Origin of the sequence: Amycolatopsis sp. NPDC051373 (genome assembly GCF_040689465.1) — a bacterium.
In the GTDB taxonomy this organism is placed as follows: Bacteria; Actinomycetota; Actinomycetes; order Mycobacteriales; family Pseudonocardiaceae; genus Amycolatopsis.
This window is the reverse complement of record NZ_JBFBAE010000007.1, coordinates 38,620-60,448: the sequence shown is the minus strand read 5'-3', so window position 1 is coordinate 60,448 and position 21,829 is coordinate 38,620. Positions and strand designations below refer to the sequence as shown.

Sequence of the window (21,829 nt, the reverse complement as noted above, 5' to 3'; positions counted from 1 at the left end):
CAGTTCTCGGGCGTCGGTGCCTGGCGAGGTCACGTCAAACGACCGCGCGGGCCAGAAGGCGCAGCAAACCCGGAGCCGCGCCTGTCGTCAGTAGCTGGTGAGGCGGGTCAGCTTGCGGCGAGCCACTTCGCCGTGCCCGGGCGGACCGGGACCCAGCAGCCGCCCGACACAGCGGGGGTGGTTTCGTCGGGGAGGGCGAGGAGATCGGCCAGCACGCGGGTGGCGGGGCCGCTGGTGCGCCAGAGCCAGGTGCTCGGCGTGAAAACGTTTTCCTCGTCCGCCGGCATGCGGGTGGCGGTGGCGTCGTCCTCGGCGTCGAGGCGGAAGACGTCCACGACGTCGCCGTGGACGCGGACGCCGACGACCGCGAGGACGGCGCCGGTGGCGTCGCTCGGGTGCACGAACTGGTAGCCGCGGGCGACGAGGGCGCGCAGGCCGGATTCGACGTCGCAGGGTGGCCGGGCCGCTCGGTGGTTCATCATCCCCGCTTTCCGTTGCCAGCTCGGGCATCCGCACGTGCATCTGCGCGCTGGTGCGGACGTTAGCACGACCTCCCCCAGCGTAGGACAGACACACTTCTCTTTTCGGTCCCGTCTGCGCGCTTATGTAGAAGATCGGGCACCGCGCGAAAAGGGTCGTTCGTACCACGGCTTGGTGGTCGACCGGGCAATGGCGACACGGGCGTGACGAATCTCGCTCACCATGTCAAGTGACGTTCACGAGGCGGACGCCACCACGGCCGGGTGGTGATCCTGTTGGCCATGTGGCAACCGGCGCTAGCATCGACTACCCCGCGAAGCACGGGGGACGGACCGCCGAGGCGAGCGGTCACGGTGCCGGTGTCCGCGCACCTCTGGGGTCGGTGATGGGACTGTTCGCGATGGTGATCGCCGGTCTGCCCTTGGCAGGCGGGCCGTTCGCCGCGGCGCTGCTGGTGCTGCGCCGCCGCCCCGCCCTGCGCACAGCGCGCGCCGTCCGCACGCAGGCGCGGCTCGCAGAGGAGCTGCGCGCGGTCGCCGAGGTTCTGCCGCGCGTACGGCCCGCGCCCGACCAGCACGCCCTGCCGAAACGAGCGACCGTCGAACCCGTGCCGATCGTCAGCGAGTGCCAGCCGTGCCGCGCGGCCGCTGTACCCCAGCCTCGGCGGCCCCTGGCCCCCATCGAACCCGACCCCGTACCCGCACCCGCGACACAAGCCTGCGCCGCCTGCACCCACTGACGCACTCATGCCCCGAACGGCGCCCCGAACCGCGCCGGCACCCCCGGCGAATACAGCACGCTCACCGGCTCGCCCGCCACCGCGACCCCGCCCAGCCCCTCCAGGTCGTCGCGCAGCTCCAGCAGCGACGCGCGGTGCAGCGGCCACTCGGAGTAGTCGTTGGGCACGTACAACGTCCGCCCGTGCCACGTCACGTGCAGCCCCCACCGCGCGGTCAGGAACGTCTCCAGCTCCGACGCCCGCTCGATCCGCGCGCCGGCCCGCACCACCAGCCGGCTCGAACCCCGCCCGGACCGGCGCCGGCATTCGTAGGCGAGTACGTCGCCGTCGCGGCGCAGGCTCATCGACGACCACCGGTACGGCAGCGAGAACGCGAGCCGCCCAGCCAGCGCGGGCACGAGCCGGGCGGCGTCGAGCGAGCGGAACACCACGCCCCGGCGCCCGGCCGCGTCCACGGAGTACAGCCGGACGTTCGTCTCGCAGAAGCTCCCGAAGTACGGCACCGCGGGCCCGCCCAGCGGCCGCACCCGATCCATCCGGAACGGCACGAGCCCGACGTAGGTGACGCCGTCGGCCGTGTCGGGCCGCGTGCCCTCGGGCAACAGCGGTGCGACGGTCGCCGGGTCCACCGGCCAGTGCGCGAACACGAGGTCGCGCCACCACTGCGCGAGCACGCCGCGCGTCACCCGCCGGGCGACGTGACGGTGATCGGCTCCACGAACTCCACCGTACGCGTCCGAAGTGGACGGTCGCCCGGCGGCGTGACCCCGGCCACTGCCCGCCGGGACTTTTCCGTGCCCTCCCACTGTTACACGTGCTGCGGAAGCCGGAGGAACCCGGCGACCGCCACGAGCAGGAAGGGGTGAGAACCGATGGCGAAGAGCGTATTGCGCCCGGTGATCAAGCTGCGTTCCACCGCCGGCACGGGTTACACGTATGTGGTGACCAAGAACCGCCGCAACGACCCGGACCGGATGGTCCTGCGCAAGTACGACCCGGTCGTCCGCGAGCACGTGGACTTCCGCGAAGAGCGCTGACACCGAGCAAGACACAGGGGGCTGAGGGTGGTCACCACGACCACCCTCAGCCCCTTTTTCGGTGGCGCCGCGTCAGCGGCGGCACGCGAAGTCAGCCGCAGTGCCCCAGCGGCGCGTCGAACTTCACGGTGCCGACCGAGCCGCCCCACGTCACGCACTTGCCGGCCGCCGAAGCCGTGACCGGCCCGGCGAACCAGGAAAACGAGCCGGAGTCCGTCTGCTTCGTCCCGCCCTGCACCTGCAGGTACGCGGTGGTCTGCGACGGCGTGCCCGCGCCGGAGTTCTTCATCGTGCTCACGCAGTTCTTGCCGGTGGACGCGTTGTAGGACAAGTACACCGTCCCAGCGGTGCCGAGCGAGCCCTGGTCGATCACGCCGTAGCCCGAGCCGCACGCGGGCGCGCCCAGGTCCGCGTCGGTGAACTTCGCCCAGCGGATCGCCGCGCTGGAGTTGCCCTGCGGGCCGCCCTCCAACAGCACGCCGGCCGAACCGGTGCCGAGCGAGACGAGGTCGGAGTACGCCGCGTCCTGGCTCCACACCAGGAACCCGTCGGTGTCACCCAACCAGCTGCCGCCCTCGTCGAACGACGAGCGGATGCGCAGCGCGTGGCGGTGGTCGCACACCGACGGCGCGGCGAAGATCAGCCGCGTGTAGGCGCCGCCGGTGCCCGTGGCGCTCATCGCGAGCGTGGACCCCTGCACGTCGGGCGTCTTCGCCAGACCCGGCTCGGTCACGAACTTCTGGCTGAACGTCAGCCCGCCGTCGGAGCTGATCGCGTACGCCCGCTCGACGGTGGAACACATCGTCCCGGCGTTGTTGCGGGCCGAGGCGTAGATCTTGCCGTCGGGCAGCTCGGTGAGGCTGATCTCCTGCGGGTTGAGCGCGGAGTTGTTCGTGCTCGCGTCGGTGGCGCCGCGGTGCCAGGTCGCACCGCGGTCGTCGCTGTAGATGATCGCGCCCGTGTCGGGCGCGGAGCTGTTGACCTGGTAGCTCATGCCGGCGACCAGACGCCCCTTGTGGGCACCGCGGGTGAGCACCGAAGCGTGCGACGGCCCGGTCGCGAGCCAGCCCGGCGCCGCCGCGAAGCCGAGCTGCGTGGTGAGCACCTGAGGCGCGGCCCACGTGGAGCCGTTGTCCTTGCTGACGCTCACGCGGGGAACGCGGCCGCACGCGGCGTGCGGGGCGACGCACTGCATCACCGACAGCAGCACCACGCGGCCGTTGGGTTCGTCCACGGTCGGCGGCACGACGACGGGCGTGGGGTTGCCCTTCACATCGCCGAAGCCCTGGATCACGATCTGCAGCGGGCCCCACGTGGAGCTGCCCTTGGCCTGGCGCTTCATGACCAGGTCGATGTCGCCGGTGTCGGCGCAGCTGTTCTTGCGGCCCTCGGCGAAGGCGAGCAGGTCGCCGTTGTTGGCCTTGACGATGGCGGGGATGCGGAAGCACGAGTAGCCGCCGGTGCCGGCCTGGTACACCACCGTGCTGGCCGCGTCGGCCGACGCGGCGGGGGTCGCGCCCGGCACCACGGCCGCCGCGGCGAACGCCGTCGCCCCGGCCACTGCCATGAGCAGTCCTCGTGCGACACGTCTCAGATTCACTGTCGGTCTCCGTCCTGGGGGCCGTCCCCGCGATCACGGGGCGGCTGCCGAAAGTGCTCCCAGGCTCCGGCGCGGTCGTACACACGCCGTACAACCGCACGCACAATCGCTTTTGTACCAAGGAGAACTGTTTGCCCGGCGGTGACCTGGCCGTGATCGTCCCACGTCCTACCTGCGGGACCGTTGTCCTGTCGGCAGGGCGCTCTCGCGGACCCGCGCTGTAACGGGCGCTACGCTCAACAGGAGACGTGCCCGCAACCGGTGAGCGAGGGAGGAACCGGTGAGCGAACCCGGTGCCCCCGTCGGGGTCCGGTTCGAGCTGCTGGGACCGCTGCGCGCCTGGCGCGGTGGCCACGAGCTCGCGATCGGGTCGCCGGCGCAGAACCTGCTCCTGGCGGTGCTGCTCGCGCGCGCCGGCCAGCCGACCGGGGTCGACGAGCTCGTGGGCCAGCTGTGGGACGACCAGCCGCCGGCCAGCGCCGTGAACGTGATCCAGCGCTACGTCGGCGCCCTTCGCCGGCTCGTCGAGCCCGACCTGCCCGCGCGTTCGCCCGGCCACTGGCTCGTGCGCCACCCCGGCGGCTACGGCCTGCAGGTCGACGCCGCCTCCTCCGACCTCGTCGAGTTCCGCGCCCGCGTGCAGCGAGCGCGGCGCGCAGAGAACGCCGACGACGCGCTCGCCGAGTTCAACGCCGCCCTCGCCCTGTGGCGCGGTCCGTGCGCGGCCGGGCTGATGATGCCCGGGCGCGCCCGCGCGCTGCTGGCCGGCATCGACCAGGAGGGCCTGGCCACGGTCGTCGAGGCCGCCGACGTCGCCCACGCGGCCGGGCGCCCGCTGCAGCCGTTGCTGCTGCACCTGGAGCGGGCCGTGAAAGCCGATCCCTTCAACGAGACCGTGCACGCCCGGCTCATGCTCGCGCTGGACTCGGTCGGGCGCCGGGCCGCGGCGCTCGAGGTGTACCGCGAGATCCGCAAGCGGCTGGTCGACGAGCTCGGCGTCGAGCCCGGCGCGGAGCTCACGCGCATGCAGCACGACGTGCTGACGCAGCAGGCCGAGGAGGTGCCCGCGGTCCGCGCGCCGCAGGCCCGGCCCGTGGTGCGCCCGGCGCAGCTGCCGCCGGACCTGCCGACGTTCACCGGCCGCCGCGACCAGCTCACCCGGCTCGCCGGGTTGTTCGACTGCGCCGCCGAGCGCCGGCGCGTCACCGTCGCGGTGATCGACGGGCTGGCCGGCACCGGCAAGACCTCGCTGGCCATCCACCTCGCGCACCAGGTCGCCGAGCGCTTCCCCGACGGGCAGCTCTACGTCAACATGCGCGGTTTCGACCCCACGGGTGCCACCGTTGACCCGGCCGACGCGCTGCGCGGATTCCTCGACGTGCTCGGCATCGAGGCCACGCAGGCGCCCTCGGGTCTCGACGCGCGCAGCGGTCTCTACCGCAGCCTGCTCGCCGGGCGCCAGATGCTGGTGGTGCTCGACAACGTCCGAGACTCCGAGCAGGTCCGGCCGCTGCTGCCGGGCAGCGCCGGGTCGGCCGTGATCGTGACCAGCCGCAACCGCCTCAGCGCCCTGGTCGCCACCGAGGACGCCGACGTGCTGACGCTCGACACGCTCTCGTCGTCGGAAGCCCGCGAGACGCTCGTGCGCCGGCTCGGCGAGGAGAAGGTGGCGGCCGAACCCGAGGCCGTGGAGGAGATCATCGAGCTGTGCGGCCGGCTGCCGCTCGCGTTGGCGATCGTCGCCGCGCGCGCCCGGACGCACCCGCAGTTCTCGCTCGCCGACATCACCGCGAAGCTGCGCGCCACCCAGGGGACGCTGGAGGCGTTCCGCGGCGACAGCGCGGGCGACGTGCGCACGGTGTTCTCTTGGTCCTACCGCGTACTCGAACCCGGTGCGGCGCGGCTGTTCCGCCTGCTGTCGCTGCACCGCGGCGCCGACTTCTCGACCGCGGCGGCCGCGAGCCTCGCCGGGGTGCCCCTGCCGCAGGCGCAGGACCTGCTCGAAGAGCTCACGCGCATCCGCTACCTCAGCGAGCACCGCCCGGGGCGCTACCTCGCCCACGACCTCGTGCGCTCGTACGCGATGGAGCTGCGCGAGCAGACCGACCCGGCCGACGAACAGGCCGACGCCCTCGCGCGGCTAGTGAACCACTACCTGTGCAGCACCCACGGCGCGTACCTCGCGCTGAACCCGCACCAGCTGCCGATCGACCCGCCCGTGCTGGAGCCGGGCGTGACCGCCGACCTCGCGCGGGGCTACGGCGAGGCGATGGAGTGGTTCGAGGCCGAGCTGCCCGCGTTGACACTGCTGATCCGGCAGATCGCCGGAGTGCCGCGCCTGGCCGGCAACGTGTGCAAGCTGGTGCTGAGCCTGCAGCCGTACTACCAGCGCAGCGCCCTCTACCACGACTGGGTCACGCAGGCGGAGCTCGCGTTGCGCGTCGCCGTCGGCACCGGAGACCTGGCGGCGCAGGCCAACGTGCACCGCAGCCTCGCGGGCGCCTACCACTTCGTCGAGCGCTACGACGAAGCGCTGGAGCACCTCAACCGCACCGCGGAGCTGTTCGAACAGCTGGGTTTGGCGGCCGACCAGGCCTACGTGCACAGCAACTTCGGCACGGTGTTCGCCAAGCTGGGCCGGTTCAACGCGGCCCTGGAGCACCACGAGCGCGCGTTCGAGCTCTACCGGGCCAGCGGCAACGTCAAGGGCGAGGCCATCGGACTGGAGGGCATCGGCCGCTGCCTGAGCGAGATGGGCGGCAACGCCGAGGCCGTGCCGCTGATCCTGCGGGCGATGAAGCTGTACGAGGACATCGGCGACCGCAACGGCGAGGGCAACTGCTGGAGCACGCTGGCCACCGCGTACGGCTCGCTCGGGCACCTCGACCAGGCGATCGACGCGTGGCGCCGCGCCGTGACCTACTACCGCGAGCTCGGGAACCGCTCCGACGAGTCCGACTCCCTCGTGGCGCTCGGCGACGCGCTCAGCGCGTCGGGCGACCCGGAAGGCGCGGAGAAGGCGTGGCGCGAGGCGCTCCACGTGCTCGACGCGTTCGGCATGCCCGCAGCCGACGACGTGCGGCTGCGCCTCGGCGACCCGGACTCGCGCGTGGTGTCGCCGCCGGGCGCGTGAGCGGTCAGATCAGGCCTTCGCGGATCGCGTAGGCCACGGCGTGGGCGCGGTTGCGCAGCTCCAGCCGGACGGTCATCTTGCTGATGATGTTCTTCACCGTGCGCTCGCTGTAACCCAGCTGGTTGGCCACTTCGCCGGCCGAGAGACCGTCGGCGAGGAAGCGCAGGATGTCGGTCTCGCGGCGGTCGAGGCGGTTCTGCCGGGCCGCCGCGTGCGTCAGCCGGCGCACCTGCGTGCTCAGCCGCTCGACGGGGTCCGCCGGGTGCACGCCGGCCGCGTCGATCACGGCTTGCGTGACGGCCTCGCTGCGGCTGGTCGTCTTGTCCAGGATCGTGACCACGCGGTGCTGGGCGAGCTCGGTGATCGGCAGGTCGTCGAGCCGGCCGATGACCAGCACGGACGGGATGTCGAGCGTCGCGGCGACGCGTTCCAGGATGTCGCGCGTGCGCGGCGTGAACCGGTCGGTGACCACGAGCGAGACCTCGGCGCCCATCGGGCGCGTGCGGTCGACCACGGCTACTTCGGGCTTCCCGTCGAAGTAGCTTTCGAGGCACGCGCGCGTGAGCGCGTCGGAGACCGAGAGCAGGGTACGCACGGTTCCGGTCCGCAGGGTCTGGTTCATGCTGCCAGCATGCGCGAGTGGACTGATCAACTACTCCGGGCGCGTTCAGTCGTCGTTCAGTGGCGCGCAGAGCACCCCGCGGCGGTGGCCGTTCGGTCACGCGTGCGGGAAAGTGCTCGACTCACCGGCGGTGATCGAGTTTGATGCGGGCAGGGGGCAGGTGGGTCCTTCTCAGGACCCCGGACGACGAGCTGGTGCGAACAAGATGGACGACGTTTTGGCCGAGGTGGCCGACCTGGGGCTGACCGCGAAGCTGACTCCGGTGGCGGGCGGGATCGCCGCCGTGTGGCGCTGTGACCTGCTGCGCGACGGCGTGGCGCTCTCAGCCGGGCCGGGCTACGGCGCGGGTGCCACCGCGGAGCGTGATGCCGTGCTCGACGCGCTGACCCGCCGGTTCGGCGGTGCCGCCTGGCTGCGCCCGGCCGACGTTCGCGCGGTGCCGGCGCCTGAGCTGGCGACGGGCCCGCTGGCTGCCGACGAGACCGTGTGCTCCCTGGCCCGCTACACCGACCTGCCCGTCGGCACGCTCGCGTACCGGCGGCTGATGCCCACCGGCCTCGGCCCGGTCGCCGCCGTGCCGGCCGTGCTCGCGATCACCGACTACGGCCGAGCCGGGCACCTGCTGCTGCGCCACTCCGTGGGCGACGTCGTGGGCTACGACGCGCTCGGCACCCGGCCGGCCGCCGCTTCGTGGGGCGCCGCGACGACCAGCGTCGAGGCGACTGTGCGCGCGCTGATCGGCCTGCTCGACCACAACGCCCACGAGTCGATGCTCGCCGGTGCCCGCCCGGCGCTGCTCGACCCGGCCGGCCTGCCCCCGGACCTTTCCGCCCTGCTCGCCTCCGCGTCGCTCGCCGCGGGCGGGCCCGTGCGCGTCGCCGACCTCACGCCCCAGCTCGGCGTGCCCGCTTACCTGGCCGGCGACCGCGCCGCCTGGGGCGCCGGCGTGTCGTTCAGCCGGCGGTGCGCCCTGACCGACGCGTTGACCGGCTTGCTGCGCCGTCGCGCCGCGACCCCGGCCGCCCGGTACCCGGTCCTGGCCGAGGCCGCGGAATTCGTGCCGTTCCGGGAGAACAACCTCTCCGGTACGGCGCCGGAGCTGCTGGCCGAGCTCCTGGACAGCCTCGCCGCGCGGGAACTGACGGCCTACCTCCGCGAGCACCACACCGGCCGGGTGTCGGTGGTCCACGTGTTGGTGCCGGGGCTGCGGTGCCGGGAGGGGCTCACTTCGGTGTGATCCGGGGCAACCCGCTGAACCGCTCGGCGTTTCCGTCCGTGTAACGAAGAGGAGCACCGGCCGCCGTGCCGGTTTCGGGCGGAAAGGAACCCCGTGTCACTCTTCACGCGCACCGACGACCGCGAGCTGTCCGGACTGGAGGATCCGGACCCCGCGCCGCCGGAGCGCAGCCGGGCGCGGCGCGTGACGGCGGTGGTGCTCACGGTGCTGGCGTGCCTGCTCGTGTTGTTCGCATTGGTGGCGCCGAACAACCTGGGGGAGCTCTCGCCCGCGGCGTTCGTCCGGATTCCGGTTGAGGCGCTGGTCGTCACGGCGCTCGCGCTCGTGCTGCCGCCGCGGTGGCGGCGCGTGCTGGCCGGCGTGGTCGGAGCGGTGCTCGGCGTGCTGACGGTGCTGAAGCTCGTGGACATGGGGTTCAACGAGGTGCTCTCGCGCCCGTTCGACCCGATCTTCGACTGGAGCTTCGTGAGTGCGGGGCTCGACTTCCTGCGTGGTGAGGTCGGCGGCGCCGGGGCGATCGCCGCCGCGGTGGGCGTGGTGCTGCTGATCCTGGCGGTGGTCGTGTTCACGACGCTCGCCACGATGCGGCTCACGCGCCTGGCGGCCGGGCGGCGCACGGCGTCGACGCGCGTGGTGGCGGTGCTCGGGGTCGTGTGGATCGTCGCGGCGGTGTTCGGGGTGCAGCTCGCGCCCGGGCAGCCGATCGCGTCGCGCAGCGCGGCCGCGCTCGCCTTCGACGACATCCGGCAGGTCGGGACCGACCTGCACGACAAGCAGGACTTCGCGGCGCAGCTGGCCGACGACCACTTCGCCAACACTTCGGGTGACCAGCTGTTGCAGGGGTTGAAGGGCAAAGACGTGCTGCTGACCTTTGTGGAGAGTTACGGCCGCTTCGCGATCGAGGGCTCCGACATCGCCCCGGCCATCGACACCCAGCTCGATCAGGAGACGAAGAGCCTGCAGGCGGCCGGGTTCGCGGCGAAGAGCGGGTTCCTGGACTCGTCGACCTTCGGCGGCGGCAGCTGGCTCGCGCACTCGACCGTCCAATCGGGAACGTGGGTGGACAACCAGCAGCGCTACAACGACCTCCTGGCGAGCAACCGGCTTTCGCTGACGCGCGCGTTCGGCAAGGCCGGCTGGAAGACGGTCCAGGACGTGCCCGCGCACACGATGCCGTGGCCGGAAGGCAAGTACTACGGGTTCCAGCAGTACTACGACTTCCACACCGTCGGGTACCAGGGCCCGGGCTATGCGTACGCCACGATGCCCGACCAGTACACGCTGTCCTTCCTGCAGCGCACCGAACTCGCCGCGCAGAACCGCAAACCCGTGATGGCCGAGGTCGACTTCGTGTCGAGCCACGCGCCGTGGTCGCCGCGTCCGTCGCTTGTGGACTGGAACAAGGTCGGCGACGGCTCGATCTTCGACCCGCAGCCGGCGATGGGCGAGGACCCGGAGCAGGTGTGGAAGGACCCGAACCAGATCCGCGACGCATACGGCAAGGCGATCCAGTACACCCTCTCGACACTGACGTCCTATTTGGAGACCTACGGCAACGACAACACGGTGCTGGTGTTCCTGGGCGACCACCAGCCGCCCGTCGTCACGCCGGCCGGGGTCACGCACCAGGTGCCGATCACCATCGTGGCGAAGGACCCGGCGGTGCTGAACCGGGTGTCTTCGTGGAACTGGACCGACGGCATGCGCCCGGCGGCCAACGCGCCGGTGTGGCGCATGGACACCTTCCGGGACCGGTTCCTGACCGCGTTCGCCAAGTAGGCGGCGGCCGGTCGCTGCGCGCGGTGCGGCCATCGGGGAAGCTGTCGGGGTGGAAGACGAAGCGGCGGAACGGACGGGCTATCGGCGGTCGGCGGGGTCGCCGCGCGGGGAGGCGCGGCGGCGCGAGCTGCTGGCGCGCGTGACGGACGACCTCGCCGTGAACGGCCTCGTCGACTTCTCCCTCCGGCGCGCGGCGCGGGCGGCCGGCACCACGCACAAGGTGCTGCTCTACCACTTCGCCGGCGCGGAGGACCTGCTCGCGCAAGCCGTGTTCGCGTTGCGCGACCGCCGGATCGGCAACGCGCTCGCCGCCATGTCCGACGGCGCGAAGCAGCGCACGCTCGCCGGCCGTGTGCGCGTGGCGTGGCAGACGCTGCGTGACGAGGACCCCGGTCTGCGCCGAGTGCTCGACCAGGCCGTGGGGCTCACCATGTACGACCCCGAGCGCTACGCCGACCTCGGCCGCGGTTCGACGCGGCAGTACTTGAACCTGCTGGTGTCGTTCTGCCCCCAGCGGTGGCCCGAGCAGCGCAAACGGGAGGTGGCCGAGCTCGTACTGGCGACGTTGCGCGGGTTCGTCGTGCACCGCCTGACCAGCGACGATCCCGGCGGAGCCGACGCGGGCTTCGCGGCGCTGGAGCGGGCGCTGGAGCGGGAGGAAGCAGCGGGAGAGTGAGCCGCTCGGGCGGTTTCCCGGGGCGGCGAGACTGGACGCGTTTGCGAACCACGTGGTTCACTTCTGGCGGGGCGAACGACCGGGAGGTCCGCATGGGGTGTCGGCGAGCACGGTTCGGGGAGTACGGCGGTCCGTCCGCGGGGGAGGCGGGCGAATGAACGAGATCGAGCTGTCCGCGGGGACGATCGAGTACGAGGACACGGGCGGCCTCGGGCCGGTTCTGGTGTTCCTACACGGGTTGCTGATGGACTCGTCGCTGTGGGCCGAGACGATCGCGGACCTCGCGGAGGAGTACCGGTGCGTCGCGCCGACGTTGCCACTCGGGGCGCACCGGAAGGCGATGCGGCCCGACGCCGAGCTGTCGATGCCGGCGCTCGCGCGGCTGGCGGGGGAGTTCTTGGCACACTTGGATCTTCGTGAGGTGACGCTGGTCGGCGTGGACACCGGTGGGGCGCTCGTGCAACTGCTGATGGCCGGGGAAGCCGGCCGGGTGCGGCGGGTGGTGCTCGCGTCGTGCGACGCGTTCGACAACTTCCCGCCGGGGTTGACGGGGAAGACATTGTTTCTCCTGGGCCGGTTGTCGCCGGGGTTGTTCGGGGCCTTCATGCAGCAGATGCGGCTGAAAGCCCTGCGCCGCTTGCCGATCGCGTTCGGGTGGCTCACGAAACGGGGCGACGCGGCCGTGGTCCGGTGGCTGCGGCCCCTGCTGAAAGAGTCCGGGATCCGCCGCGACACCGTCCGCGTGCTGCGGGCCGCGGCGGCCGAAACCGGGATCCTCGTCGAAGCCGCGGCGCACCTGCCGGAGTTCGACCGTCCCGCGCTGGTGGTGTGGGCGAGCGAGGACCGCGTGATGCCACCGGAACACGGGCGACGGCTGGCCGGGCTACTGCCGAAGGCACAACTGTCCGAAGTGGATGACAGCTTCACCCTGCTGCCGCTCGACCGGCCGGCCGAGCTGGCCCGGCTGATCGGCGAATTCGCGCGCACCACCTGAGCCTCACTGTCCACAAGGTCACTTCGCGGCCATCGGGTTCGCGCCGGTCACTGTGCGTGGTCTTGGTGGCCGCGATCGTGCTCTCGACGCGCTTTCCCATGTTGACGTCTGTCCCGTCGCGACTCGATCGGGAAAATCGGAAGCGTTACCTCAGATGATGGCGCCGGGCGGCGCGGAGGCCTAACCTTCCCGCAGCAACAGCCCCACCCCGCACGCCGGCCGCAACTCCGTGGCCGGTTCGCGACCTGGAGATACTTCCGCTGTGAAAGTGTTTCCTTTATCCTGGATCCAATCGCCAATCCGAGAGGAAGGGCTTTCATGATCGATTCCCAGGCCGACACCGACGCCGACCGAGTACGGGCCGATCTCGTCACCTGCACCAGCTTGCTCGTGTTCAAGGGTGTCCTCGACTACAGCGGACACCTCTCCGCGCGGGTGCCGGGCACCGACGACCGCATCTTCATCCAGCCGCGCGACGCGAGCCGCGCCGCGCTGCGACCCGAAGACCTGCTGGTCGTGGACCTGGACGGCAATCTCGTCGAGGGCGAGCTCCCGCCGCCGGCCGAGACGGCCATCCACACCGGTGTCTATCGCGCGCGGCCCGAAGTGGACTTCATCTGCCACGGCCACCCCACGCTGTCGACCACCTTCACCATGGTCGACCACCCTTTCCTGCCGATGCGCCACTTCGCGTACAAGTTCCCCGACGGCCTGGCCGTGCACCCCGACCCCACGCACATCCGCTCGCGCGAGCAGGGTGACGCCGTGGCGAAGACCCTCGGCGACGCCGGCGCGTGCCTGCTGCGCTCGCACGGCACGGTCGTGGTCGCGAACCGCATCCAGGAACTGCTGATGGACTGCCTCGACCTCGAGGAGAACGCCCGCACGCTCCTCATCGCGCGCCAGCTCGGCACGCCGCTGCCGCTCACGCCCGAAGAGATCGTGCAGGTCGCCGAGAGCTACGACCGCGGCGGGCACCGCCCCGGCAAGCTCTGGGACCACTACGTGCACCTCGGCCGCCGCGCCGGTGTGCTCGCCGCCTGACCACACAGGACAGATCCACACAGGACAGAACACCGTCGGCCGGGGAAAACCGGCCGGTGGCAGTCGTTGTGCGCACTTCTCGTGTCCACAGTGCACGAAACCCGCGCTGCGCAACACGGTGCACACGAACGTCATCCCCGAAACGAACAGTTCACGGCCGGACTGCTTGACCTTGATGTCGAATGGATCCAGGCTCCAACTGACAACCGGAGGAGGTCACGGTGTCCCTCACCGAAGACACGAGCTTGGCCAGTTCGGCCCCGGACCGGGCCGGACCGCCGGCCGCGCCACCCAGGAAGTTCCGGATCCCGTGGAACGCGAAGGTCCGCCGGCGGGTGCTGCCCGTCGCGTCGGTCGTGGTGTTCCTGGGCGTGTGGCAGATCTTCGGCGCGCAGGTCAACCCGATTCTGCTGGCCACCCCGTCGGCGGTCGCCGCGTCCTTTGTGGACATCATCGGCAACGGTGAGCTCGGCGCGGCCTTCCTGCGGGCGATGGAGGTGCTCGCGGCGGGCTTCGGGCTCTCGGCCGTGGTCGGCATCGCAGTGGGCGTGTGGATGGGCCGGCGCGAAACGGTGTCGCGCGTGCTCAACCCTTACGTCAGCTTCTTCCAGGCCACGCCGCTGATCGCGCTCACGCCGCTCGTGGTGATCTGGACGGGCATCGGGTTCACCTCCGAGGTCACGATCACCTTCCTGCTCGCGGTGTGGTCGATCATCATCAACACGGCCGAAGGCACCCGCAACACCCCGGCGATCCTGCTCGACATGGCGAAGGTCTACCGGGCGGGGGAGTGGTCGGTGGTCCGTCACGTCGCGATGCCCAACGCCGTGCCCTACATCTTCGCCGGCCTGCGCATCGCGCTGGCCAAGGCCCTGATCGGTGTGATCATCGGCGAGATGGACATCAGCCTCAAGGGTCTCGGCGGGCTGATCCAGAACTACGGCGACTCGTTCCAGACCGCGCCGCTGCTCGCCTCGATCATCAGCTCCTCGATCGTCGGCGTGATCGGCACGATCATCCTCGAGGTCCTGCGCCGCAAGCTCGCCCCGTGGTCGTCCAACGCCTCGGCCCACACCCGCGTCTGAACCCGGCACCGTCAATGAAAGGTTCGCCATGAGCGCACCCACGGCCTGCATCGAGATCGAGCACGTGTCCAAGCGCTACCAGCGCCCGGGCCGCAAGGCCGAGAGCTTCCTCGCCGTCTCCGACGTGCATTTCGACATCCGCCAGGGTGAGTTCATCTCGCTGATCGGCGCCTCGGGCTGCGGCAAGACCACGCTGCTGCGGATGATGTCCGGGCTCATCCCGGTCGACGACGGCCAGATCCGCATCAACGGCAACCCCGTGCAGGGCGTGCCGGGCTCGATCGGGTTCGTGTTCCAGGAGCCGGCGCTGCTGCCGTGGAAGACCGTGCGCGAGAACATGGTCTTCGCCTTGAAGGCCAAGGAGCTTCCGCCCGAAGAGGTCGACGCCGCGATCGCCGCGAAGCTCGAGATGACGAGCTTGCAGGACTTCGCGGGCTATTACCCGTCGGCGCTGTCCGGCGGCATGCAACAGCGCGCCGGTCTGGCCCGGGCCTTGGCCTGCGACCCCGACGTGCTGTTCATGGACGAACCCCTGTCCGCGCTCGACGCCTTCACCCGGCGCCGGCTGCAGCAGGACATCGCCACGATCATCGAAGGCATCGGCGCGACGACGGTGCTCGTGACGCACGACGTCGACGAGGCCGTGTTCTTCTCCGACCGCATCGTGGTGATGGGCACCTCGCCCGGCTCGGTCCGCGATGTCGTCGAGGTCCCGTTCCCCAAACCGCGCACGCACGCGGAGCTGCTCGGCGATCCCGAGGTGGCGAAGCTGCGCGACCACGTGCTGGGCATCGTGCTCGGCCTGCACTGAAGTTCCCGCACTGAAGTTCCTGACTGAAGTTTCTGCACCGAAGAACCACGCTCGAACCGCTCTCCCAACCCCCATCCCCACCCCACCGTCAGATCCAGTCCAGAAAGGAGGGTCCGCGATGTCCGCTCCCTCTTCGCGGCGGCGCCGCACGGCGCTCGTCGTCGGCGCGATCGCAGCGCTCACCGTGTCGCTCACGGCCGCGTGCGGCTCCGGCGACGCGGCCACCGGCACCGGCGACAAGCTGCCGACCTCGGCCGACGGCACGCCGAACCTCAAGGGCACCACCATCCGGATCGTCACCGGCGCCGCCCCCGCCATCGAGGACACCAAGATCGCCCTCGTGGCGCAGGTGCTCAAGAGCTGGGGCGCCGACGCGTCGATCGTCAACCAGACCGGCGACCCCTCGGCCATCCGGGTGCTGCTCGCCGGCGACGCCGACATCGGCACGCTCGCCGTGTCGTCGTCGATCAACTCGGGCCTGAAGATCTTCGGGCCGAGCCAGCCGCGGCTGGACTACCACTTCATCGGCGCCCCTTCGCTGAGCTCGATGAAGGACCTGCCCGGCCACGTCTACGGCACCTCGAACGTCCACGGTGTCGAGGCGCTGATGTTCGCCGACCTGCTGGCGAAGAACAACATCGACCCCAAGGCGGTCACCACGACCGTGGCCGGTGGCGCGTCGGTGCGCGTGAGCGCCATGCTCACCCACCACATCGACGCGACGTTCGCGCACGCCACCGACGTCTCGAAGCTGACCTCGGCCGGCTTCCACGACCTCGTGACGATGTCGAAGACCGCACCTGAACTCGCAGACTCGTTCCTCGCGACCTCACCGCAGTGGCTCGCGAGCCACGGCGCGCTGGCCGTGGCGATCGACCAGGCGTGGATCAAGGCGGCGCAGATCTTCAACACCGACAAGGACCAGTGGGTCAAGGCCGCGGTCGCCTATGCCAAGGCGGACGACAAGGAAGCGTCGAGCACCTACGACGCCCTCAAGGCGGCGGACACGTTCCCCGCGACGAAGGACGCCTACTCCGAGGCTTCGGCGAAGGTCCAGGAGGATCTGGCCAACAAGGTCGGCGCGATCACCAAGGCACCGGCCACGTCCGTCTGGGTCGACACCGCCACGTGGGACAAGGCGACGGCGGCCATGAAGATCAACTGATCCACCTGATCCGCAACGGAAAGTCCCGGTGAAAAGCTCCAGTGGGAAAGGACTCGTCCGGGTCGGTCCGATAATGGATCCAGGATACGATTGTCCGGCAAAACCAGGACGAATGGTAACCGCTTGACGGCCGGCGCACGCCGGTCGAGGGGAGGCTAGGTCACGATGGCTCAGCGTCAGTCCGGGGGAGCCGGCGGCGGTACGGGAGGCGGCACCCCGGAAGGGGCCGCGATCACCGGCCGCGCCAGCTTCGACGAGGTCGTGTCGCGGTTGTCGAGCGGCTACCGTTCGATCGGCGACATGGTCTACGAGGTCCTGCGCCAGGCGTTGCTCTCCGGGGCGTTCGCCCCCGGGGAGCACCTCCGGCAGGAGGCGCTGGCCACCGCGATCGGGGTGTCCCGGCTCCCGGTGCGGGCCGCGCTGCTGCGGCTCGACGCCGAGGGGCTCGTGGAGTTCCACCCGCGCCGCGGCGCGGTGGTCAAGACGCTGACGGCCGAGCAGCTCGTGGAGATCTACGAGCTGCGCGACCTGCTCGAGACCCACGCGCTGCGCAAGTCGATGAAGACGATGACCGTGGACCGGATCGCGAGCCTGCGCCGCAACGCGGAGCTGCTCGACGCCGAGGAGGAGGGCGAAGGCTTCCTCGACGTCCGAGTGCGGTTCTACCGGGAGCTCTACGACGCCGAGCGCAACCCGCGGCTGGTGGAGCTGATCGAGGACCTGCGCAGCAGCGTCGGGCGGTACCTGCTCGGCTGGCGGGTGTCGGGCAGCCGCAGCCACCACGGGCGCCACACCACGCTGGTCGACCACGTCGAGCGCGGTGACGTCGAGAAGGCCGAAGCGGCGCTGCACGACCACCTTCGCGAAGTGAGCGAAGGCGTCGCCAAGATCCTTTCCGGCGAAAGCGATCGCGAACCCGACAGCGAATTCCCCGCGTAACAGAATCCTTTCCCTTCAGTCGAACACAGTTCCGCAATCGAATACAGCGTTGTCCGCAAACCCGGCCGAATCGCCGGGCAGGTATCCCCTGCCCGGAAACCGGCGGGCAGGAGTGAACGGAAACGGCATGAGAACTGACGAGGTCTCCTGGTTCAGCGACGGCGAACGCATCAGCGGGCTCTGGCGCACCCCGGACGAGGGCGACGGGCCCTACCGCGTCGTCGTGCAGGGCCCGGGCTGGATGGGCCTGAAGGACGCGAAGCTCTATGTGCGCTACCACCAGGCGCTCACCGACGCCGGGTTCGCCGTGCTGGTGTTCGACTACCGCGGCTTCGGCGATTCCGAGGGCGATCCGGAGCTGCTGTCGCCGGCCCGCCAGCTGGCCGACCTGCGCAGTGCGGTCACCTACGCCGAGGCGCGGCCCGACGTGCTGCCCGACTCGATCGGCGTATTCGGCAGCGGCGGCACGGGCGGGGGCAACGCGGTGCTGCTCGCGGCCGTCGACCCGCGGGTGCGGGCGGCGGTGAGCCAGCTGCCCGTGGCCGACGGCGGCGACTGGCTGCACCGCATGCGCAGCGAGTACCAGTGGCTCGACTTCCTGGCGGAGCTGGACGCCGACCGGCGCGAGCGGACGCTGCACGGCGTGGGCAAGCTCGTGAACCCGCGCGAAGAGATCATGGTGCCGACTTCGGAACGCCGGGCCACGAGCGTGAAGTCCGATGTGGACGGACGCGTGCCGAAGCAGGTGCGCCTGGCCGCGGCGGAGGAGATCATCGCCTACCGGCCGGCCGAGGCGGCGGCGGCGCTGACCACACCGCTGCTCGTGATCGGCGTGGAGAACGACGCCACCACGCCCACCGACCACGCGGAGCAGATCTACGAAGCCGCGCGCGGGCCGAAGGAACTGATCATGCAGCGGCACACGAGCCACTACGCCGCCTACGACAAGTACTGGACCGCGACGACGCCCCGCATCGTCGCGTGGTTCGAGGAGTATCTCCGCCCGGCCGATGTGGTCGTGCGTTCGAGCCGGCCGGGCGGACACCCGGCCGCAGTGGAGGTGAAGGCATGAGCATCGATCTCCGTGTTTCCGGTGGCCGCGTGCAGTTGCCCAGCGGCGCCGTCGACGGCGACCTGCTGGTGAACGAGGGCAAGGTCGTCGGGGTCGTGTCCGGCTCCGTCGAGATCGCCGACGTCGGCCGCACGGTCGACGCCACCGGGAAGCTGGTGCTGCCCGGCATGGTCGACGTCCACGTGCACACCCGCGAGCCCGGGTTCGAGCACAAGGAAGACATCTACACCACGTCGCTGCAGGCGGCCGCGGGTGGCGTCACCACGATCTTCGGGATGCCGAACCTGAACCCGCCGACCACCACCGCGAAGACGCTGCGCGAGGTGTTCGGCCTCTACGCCGAGAAGTCCATCGTGGACTGGAACCACAACCCGGCGGCCACGCAGCCCGACGAGATCGCGCCGATGGCCGCGATGGGCGTGAACGCGTACAAGATCTACATGGTCGTGGACACCGGCCGTACCTACCCGCACCCGGCCGGCACCGGCATGCACGGGCACGGCGACCTGCTGCGCATGATGGACACCATCGCCAAGACGGGTAAGCGCTTCATCATCCACCCGCACGACCAGTCCTTGATGGACTACATCGAGGGCGAATACCTGGCGCGCGGGGAAAACACGCCGCAGGGCTACGCGTCGGCCTACGCCGCGCGCAACGGCGTCATCTGGGACACGGCGATCGAGGTCGTGCTGCGGCTGGCCGAGGCTTCGGGCTGCAAGGTGCACCTCGCGCACATCCAGACCCGCCGCTCCGTCGAGGCGGTCCGCCGGGCTCGTGAGCACGGCGTGGACGTGACGTGTGAGGTCAACCACTGGCTGCCGTTCCTGTCCACTTGGGACGATGTGGAGAAGCTCGGCCCGTACGCGCTGTCCTACTGGGTGCCCGACGACGGCCGCGAAGCCGTGTGGGAGGGCCTGCGTGACGGCACGATCGACATGTTCTCCTCCGACCACGCGCCGCACACGCGCGAGGAAAAGGAGATCGGCTGGACGCAGATGTGGAGCTCCCACACGGGAACCCCCGGCATCCAGTACTTCTACCCGCTCGCGCTCGACGCGGTGAACAAGGGCCTGCTCACGCTCGACCGCGCGGTGGAGCTCGTCGCCGGTGCGCCGGCCGCGAAGTTCGGCCTGCAGGGTGTGAAGGGCGCACTCACCCCGGGCTGCGACGCGGACTTCGTGATCGCAGACCTCGACGCGCCGTGGACGATCACCAACGACGGCGTGCTGTCGAAGATCGGCTGGACCCCGTACGACGGCCGGCAGCTCACGGCCGGCATCGAGCAGACCTACGTCCGCGGCACCGAGGTGTTCGCGGGCGGCAAGGTGACCGGCGAGGCCGGGCACGGCAAGCAGGCGGTGTCAGGAAAGGTGCAGAACGCATGAAGTTCGGACTGTTGCTCCCGCATTTCGGCGAGCACGCCTCGCGCGACAACGTGCTCCAGGGCGCGATCATGGCCGAGAAGGCCGGGTTCGACTCGGTCTGGGTGCGTGACCACCTGGTGTTCGAGCCGCACGGCGAGATGGAGAAACCCAACCGCACGTTCTACGACGCGCTCACCACGCTCACGGCCATCGGCGCCGTGACCGAGCGCATCGAGCTGGGCACGGGTTCGCTGATCCCGTTCCGGCACCCGCTGGTCACGGCCCTGATGACGGGCACGATGACCCAGCTGTTCGGCCCGCGCGTGATCCTCGGGTTCGGCGCCGGCACATTCGACCACGAGTTCGAGGCCATCGAGTGGGGCGAGCGCGACCGCGTGGAGCTCGTGCGCTCCAACGCCGAGATTTTCAAGCGCGTGTTCACCGAGAACGACGTGACCTACTCGGACGCGAACTTCTCGTTCAGCGACATCACGATCGAACCGAAGCCGCTGGGTGGGCGGGTACCGTTCTGGTACTGCGGTGCCACCCCTCGTTCGGCCCGGCTCGCGGTCGAGTTCTGCGACGGCTGGATGCCGGGCCGGATCTCGATGGCGACGCTGGACAAGCGCGTGACGACCATGCGGGAGCTCTCGGACCAGGCCGGGCGCACGATGCCGACCGTGGCCGTGATCCCGCCCACGTCGATCGAGCGCACGTACGAGGAGGCGGTGAAGCACGTGAACGTGCCGGGCCTGCTGGCCTGGGCGAACAAGGCGAAGTTCGCGGTGAAGCCGCCGTCGGGCACATTCGAGACCGTGAAGGATCTCTCAGGGCAGCTCATCGTCGGGACACCGGAGGATGCTCTGGAGGAGATCGACCGCTTTGCCGCGACGGGAGTGGAGCACCTGGTGTTCGACTTCCGGTTCAAGTTCGATCGGTGGTTCGATCAGATCGAGCTGCTCGGGTCGGAGGTCATCGGCAAGGTGAACGCGGGCGTCTGAGAAGGGACGAGTCCAGTGGTGAGGTTCGGGTACAAGGCGTCGGCGGAGCAGTTCGCGCCGGCGGAGCTGCTGCGCTACGGCGTGCTGGCCGAGGAGAACGGGTTCGACTCGGTGTTCGTGAGCGACCACCTGCAGCCGTGGCGCCACGACGGCGGCCACGCGCCGGCCGCGCTGCCGTGGCTTGGCGCGCTCGGTTCGGCGACGCAGCGGGTGGTGCTCGGCACGAGCGTGCTGACGCCGACGTTCCGCTACCACCCGGCGGTGGTGGCGCAGGCGTTCGCCACGCTCGGGTGCCTGTTCCCGGGCCGCGTGGTGCTGGGCATCGGGTCGGGCGAGTCGATGAACGAGGCCCCGCTCGGCATCGAGTGGCCGGAGCCGAAGGTGCGGTTCGCGCGGTTGAAGGAGGCGATCGAGCTCATCCGCCGCCTGTGGACGGAGGAGCGCGTGGACTTCGAAGGTGCGCACTACCGCACGGAGAAGGCCACGGTGTACGACCGGCCGGAGGTGCCGGTGCCGCTCTACATCGCGGGCTCCGGCCCGGCGGCCACGCGGCTCGCGGGCCGGCGGGGTGACGGGTTCATCACCACGAGTGGCAAGGCGCCGTCGCTGTACACGGACACGTTGCTGCCCGCCGTGCGCGAGGGCGTGGAGCAGTCGGGCCGGGCGGTCGGCGACGTGGACATGATGATCGAGGTCAAGGTCTCGTTCGACGCCGATGCCGACCGCGCGTTGCAGGACACGCGGTTCTGGGGCGCGCTGGCGTTGAAGCCGGAGGAGAAGACGGGTGTCGAGGACCCGGTCGAGATGCAGCGGCTGGCCGACGCGCTGCCGATCGAGCGGGCCGCGAGCCGGTTCATCGTGTCGTCCGACCCGGACGAGCACGTGGCGGCGATCAAGCGGTACCTCGACCTGGGCTTCACGCACCTGGTGTTCCACGCCCCCGGGCCGGACCAGGAGCGGTTCCTGAAGGCCTACGGCACGGAGATCCTGCCGCGGTTGCGCAAGCTGGTGTGACCTGGGTGCCGCAGGCCCGGCGAGTGCGCCGGGC

The 21,829-nt window shown here is 70.6% G+C and carries 20 protein-coding genes; 16 read left to right on the top strand and 4 right to left on the bottom strand.

Features of this window, described 5'->3' with window-relative positions; all coding sequences use genetic code 11:
- Window positions 1-107: 107 nt before the first annotated feature.
- Window positions 108-482 (bottom strand): hypothetical protein, encoded by a 375-nt coding sequence (locus AB0383_RS14700; RefSeq protein WP_366187454.1) that lies wholly within the window; start codon window positions 480-482, stop codon window positions 108-110.
- Between the two features lie 383 nt (window positions 483-865).
- On the opposite strand from AB0383_RS14700, the gene AB0383_RS14695 reads away from it, so the two are divergent.
- Window positions 866-1,219 (top strand): hypothetical protein, encoded by a 354-nt coding sequence (locus tag AB0383_RS14695; RefSeq protein WP_364175588.1) that lies wholly within the window; start codon window positions 866-868, stop codon window positions 1,217-1,219.
- A 5-nt stretch (window positions 1,220-1,224) separates the two neighbouring features.
- Here the strand turns inward: AB0383_RS14695 and AB0383_RS14690 are convergent, their stop codons facing one another.
- Window positions 1,225-1,905 carry a DUF2071 domain-containing protein gene (locus AB0383_RS14690; protein ID WP_366187452.1) on the bottom strand — a complete coding sequence of 227 codons (681 nt, stop codon included), beginning with the start codon at window positions 1,903-1,905 and terminating at the stop codon, window positions 1,225-1,227.
- Window positions 1,906-2,091: 186 nt separating this feature from the next.
- On the opposite strand from AB0383_RS14690, the gene rpmG reads away from it, so the two are divergent.
- A complete protein-coding gene (rpmG, locus tag AB0383_RS14685) occupies window positions 2,092-2,256 on the top strand; it encodes a 50S ribosomal protein L33 (protein WP_220239238.1) in 165 nt (54 codons plus the stop codon).
- A gap of 91 nt (window positions 2,257-2,347) precedes the next feature.
- Here rpmG and AB0383_RS14680 read toward each other — a convergent pair whose 3' ends face one another.
- Window positions 2,348-3,823 (bottom strand): sialidase family protein, encoded by a 1,476-nt coding sequence (locus AB0383_RS14680; RefSeq protein WP_366187449.1) that lies wholly within the window; start codon window positions 3,821-3,823, stop codon window positions 2,348-2,350.
- Between the two features lie 313 nt (window positions 3,824-4,136).
- On the opposite strand from AB0383_RS14680, the gene AB0383_RS14675 reads away from it, so the two are divergent.
- Complete coding sequence (locus AB0383_RS14675) at window positions 4,137-6,989, top strand: BTAD domain-containing putative transcriptional regulator (protein ID WP_366187447.1); 2,853 nt, start codon at window positions 4,137-4,139, stop codon at window positions 6,987-6,989.
- Between the two features lie 4 nt (window positions 6,990-6,993).
- On the opposite strand, the gene AB0383_RS14670 is transcribed toward AB0383_RS14675, so the two are convergent.
- Complete coding sequence (locus AB0383_RS14670; protein ID WP_366187445.1) at window positions 6,994-7,611, bottom strand: LuxR C-terminal-related transcriptional regulator; 618 nt, start codon at window positions 7,609-7,611, stop codon at window positions 6,994-6,996.
- A gap of 205 nt (window positions 7,612-7,816) precedes the next feature.
- Between AB0383_RS14670 and AB0383_RS14665 the strand changes: the two genes are divergently transcribed.
- The 13 genes from AB0383_RS14665 to fgd all read left to right on the top strand — a co-directional run bounded on the left by AB0383_RS14665 (window position 7,817) and on the right by fgd (window position 21,795).
- Window positions 7,817-8,848 carry a YcaO-like family protein gene (locus tag AB0383_RS14665; protein WP_366187443.1) on the top strand — a complete coding sequence of 344 codons (1,032 nt, stop codon included), beginning with the start codon at window positions 7,817-7,819 and terminating at the stop codon, window positions 8,846-8,848.
- Between the two features lie 183 nt (window positions 8,849-9,031).
- On the top strand, window positions 9,032-10,627 hold the full coding sequence (locus AB0383_RS14660) for a sulfatase-like hydrolase/transferase (protein ID WP_366187649.1): 1,596 nt from the start codon (window positions 9,032-9,034) through the stop codon (window positions 10,625-10,627).
- 49 nt (window positions 10,628-10,676) lie between these two features.
- Window positions 10,677-11,303: a TetR/AcrR family transcriptional regulator gene (locus AB0383_RS14655; protein ID WP_364175603.1), complete on the top strand. Its 627-nt coding sequence runs from the start codon at window positions 10,677-10,679 to the stop codon at window positions 11,301-11,303.
- A gap of 154 nt (window positions 11,304-11,457) precedes the next feature.
- Window positions 11,458-12,297, top strand: a complete 840-nt coding sequence (locus tag AB0383_RS14650) for an alpha/beta hydrolase (protein ID WP_366187441.1) — start codon at window positions 11,458-11,460, stop codon at window positions 12,295-12,297.
- Window positions 12,298-12,615: 318 nt separating this feature from the next.
- Complete coding sequence (locus tag AB0383_RS14645; RefSeq protein ID WP_220239245.1) at window positions 12,616-13,341, top strand: class II aldolase/adducin family protein; 726 nt, start codon at window positions 12,616-12,618, stop codon at window positions 13,339-13,341.
- A 221-nt stretch (window positions 13,342-13,562) separates the two neighbouring features.
- Window positions 13,563-14,426, top strand: coding sequence for an ABC transporter permease (locus AB0383_RS14640; RefSeq protein ID WP_220239246.1), 864 nt, complete (start codon window positions 13,563-13,565; stop codon window positions 14,424-14,426).
- A 28-nt stretch (window positions 14,427-14,454) separates the two neighbouring features.
- Window positions 14,455-15,237 (top strand): ABC transporter ATP-binding protein, encoded by a 783-nt coding sequence (locus tag AB0383_RS14635; RefSeq protein WP_354884468.1) that lies wholly within the window; start codon window positions 14,455-14,457, stop codon window positions 15,235-15,237.
- 118 nt (window positions 15,238-15,355) lie between these two features.
- Entirely contained in the window at window positions 15,356-16,402 is a 1,047-nt protein-coding gene (locus AB0383_RS14630) for an ABC transporter substrate-binding protein (RefSeq protein WP_366187438.1), read from the top strand.
- A gap of 165 nt (window positions 16,403-16,567) precedes the next feature.
- The gene (locus AB0383_RS14625) at window positions 16,568-17,341 is read left to right on the top strand and encodes a GntR family transcriptional regulator (protein ID WP_220239249.1); all 774 of its coding nucleotides are present in this window, start codon (window positions 16,568-16,570) and stop codon (window positions 17,339-17,341) included.
- A gap of 127 nt (window positions 17,342-17,468) precedes the next feature.
- On the top strand, window positions 17,469-18,413 hold the full coding sequence (locus tag AB0383_RS14620; protein WP_366187436.1) for an alpha/beta fold hydrolase: 945 nt from the start codon (window positions 17,469-17,471) through the stop codon (window positions 18,411-18,413).
- Window positions 18,410-19,801: a dihydroorotase family protein gene (locus AB0383_RS14615; protein WP_366187434.1), complete on the top strand. Its 1,392-nt coding sequence runs from the start codon at window positions 18,410-18,412 to the stop codon at window positions 19,799-19,801. Before AB0383_RS14620 ends, AB0383_RS14615 begins: the two co-directional genes overlap by 4 nt.
- Window positions 19,798-20,781, top strand: a complete 984-nt coding sequence (locus tag AB0383_RS14610; protein WP_366187432.1) for an LLM class flavin-dependent oxidoreductase — start codon at window positions 19,798-19,800, stop codon at window positions 20,779-20,781. The genes AB0383_RS14615 and AB0383_RS14610 overlap by 4 nt, the downstream gene beginning before the upstream one ends.
- A gap of 15 nt (window positions 20,782-20,796) precedes the next feature.
- Entirely contained in the window at window positions 20,797-21,795 is a 999-nt protein-coding gene (fgd, locus tag AB0383_RS14605; protein WP_364175631.1) for a glucose-6-phosphate dehydrogenase (coenzyme-F420), read from the top strand.
- Window positions 21,796-21,829: the final 34 nt, after the last annotated feature.

Bases quoted from the DNA above. Each gene is read 5' to 3' on its own strand.
- AB0383_RS14700 (WP_366187454.1), bottom strand. From the start codon at position 482: ATGATGAACCACCGAGCGGCCCGGCCACCCTGCGACGTCGAATCCGGC.
- AB0383_RS14670 (WP_366187445.1), bottom strand. From the start codon at position 7,611: ATGAACCAGACCCTGCGGACCGGAACCGTGCGTACCCTGCTCTCGGTC.
- AB0383_RS14680 (WP_366187449.1), bottom strand. From the start codon at position 3,823: ATGGCAGTGGCCGGGGCGACGGCGTTCGCCGCGGCGGCCGTGGTGCCG.
- AB0383_RS14635 (WP_354884468.1), top strand. From the start codon at position 14,455: ATGAGCGCACCCACGGCCTGCATCGAGATCGAGCACGTGTCCAAGCGC.
- AB0383_RS14625 (WP_220239249.1), top strand. From the start codon at position 16,568: ATGGCTCAGCGTCAGTCCGGGGGAGCCGGCGGCGGTACGGGAGGCGGC.
- AB0383_RS14615 (WP_366187434.1), top strand. From the start codon at position 18,410: ATGAGCATCGATCTCCGTGTTTCCGGTGGCCGCGTGCAGTTGCCCAGC.
- rpmG (WP_220239238.1), top strand. From the start codon at position 2,092: ATGGCGAAGAGCGTATTGCGCCCGGTGATCAAGCTGCGTTCCACCGCC.
- AB0383_RS14645 (WP_220239245.1), top strand. From the start codon at position 12,616: ATGATCGATTCCCAGGCCGACACCGACGCCGACCGAGTACGGGCCGAT.
- AB0383_RS14665 (WP_366187443.1), top strand. From the start codon at position 7,817: ATGGACGACGTTTTGGCCGAGGTGGCCGACCTGGGGCTGACCGCGAAG.
- AB0383_RS14620 (WP_366187436.1), top strand. From the start codon at position 17,469: ATGAGAACTGACGAGGTCTCCTGGTTCAGCGACGGCGAACGCATCAGC.
- AB0383_RS14610 (WP_366187432.1), top strand. From the start codon at position 19,798: ATGAAGTTCGGACTGTTGCTCCCGCATTTCGGCGAGCACGCCTCGCGC.
- AB0383_RS14650 (WP_366187441.1), top strand. From the start codon at position 11,458: ATGAACGAGATCGAGCTGTCCGCGGGGACGATCGAGTACGAGGACACG.
- AB0383_RS14695 (WP_364175588.1), top strand. From the start codon at position 866: ATGGGACTGTTCGCGATGGTGATCGCCGGTCTGCCCTTGGCAGGCGGG.
- AB0383_RS14630 (WP_366187438.1), top strand. From the start codon at position 15,356: ATGTCCGCTCCCTCTTCGCGGCGGCGCCGCACGGCGCTCGTCGTCGGC.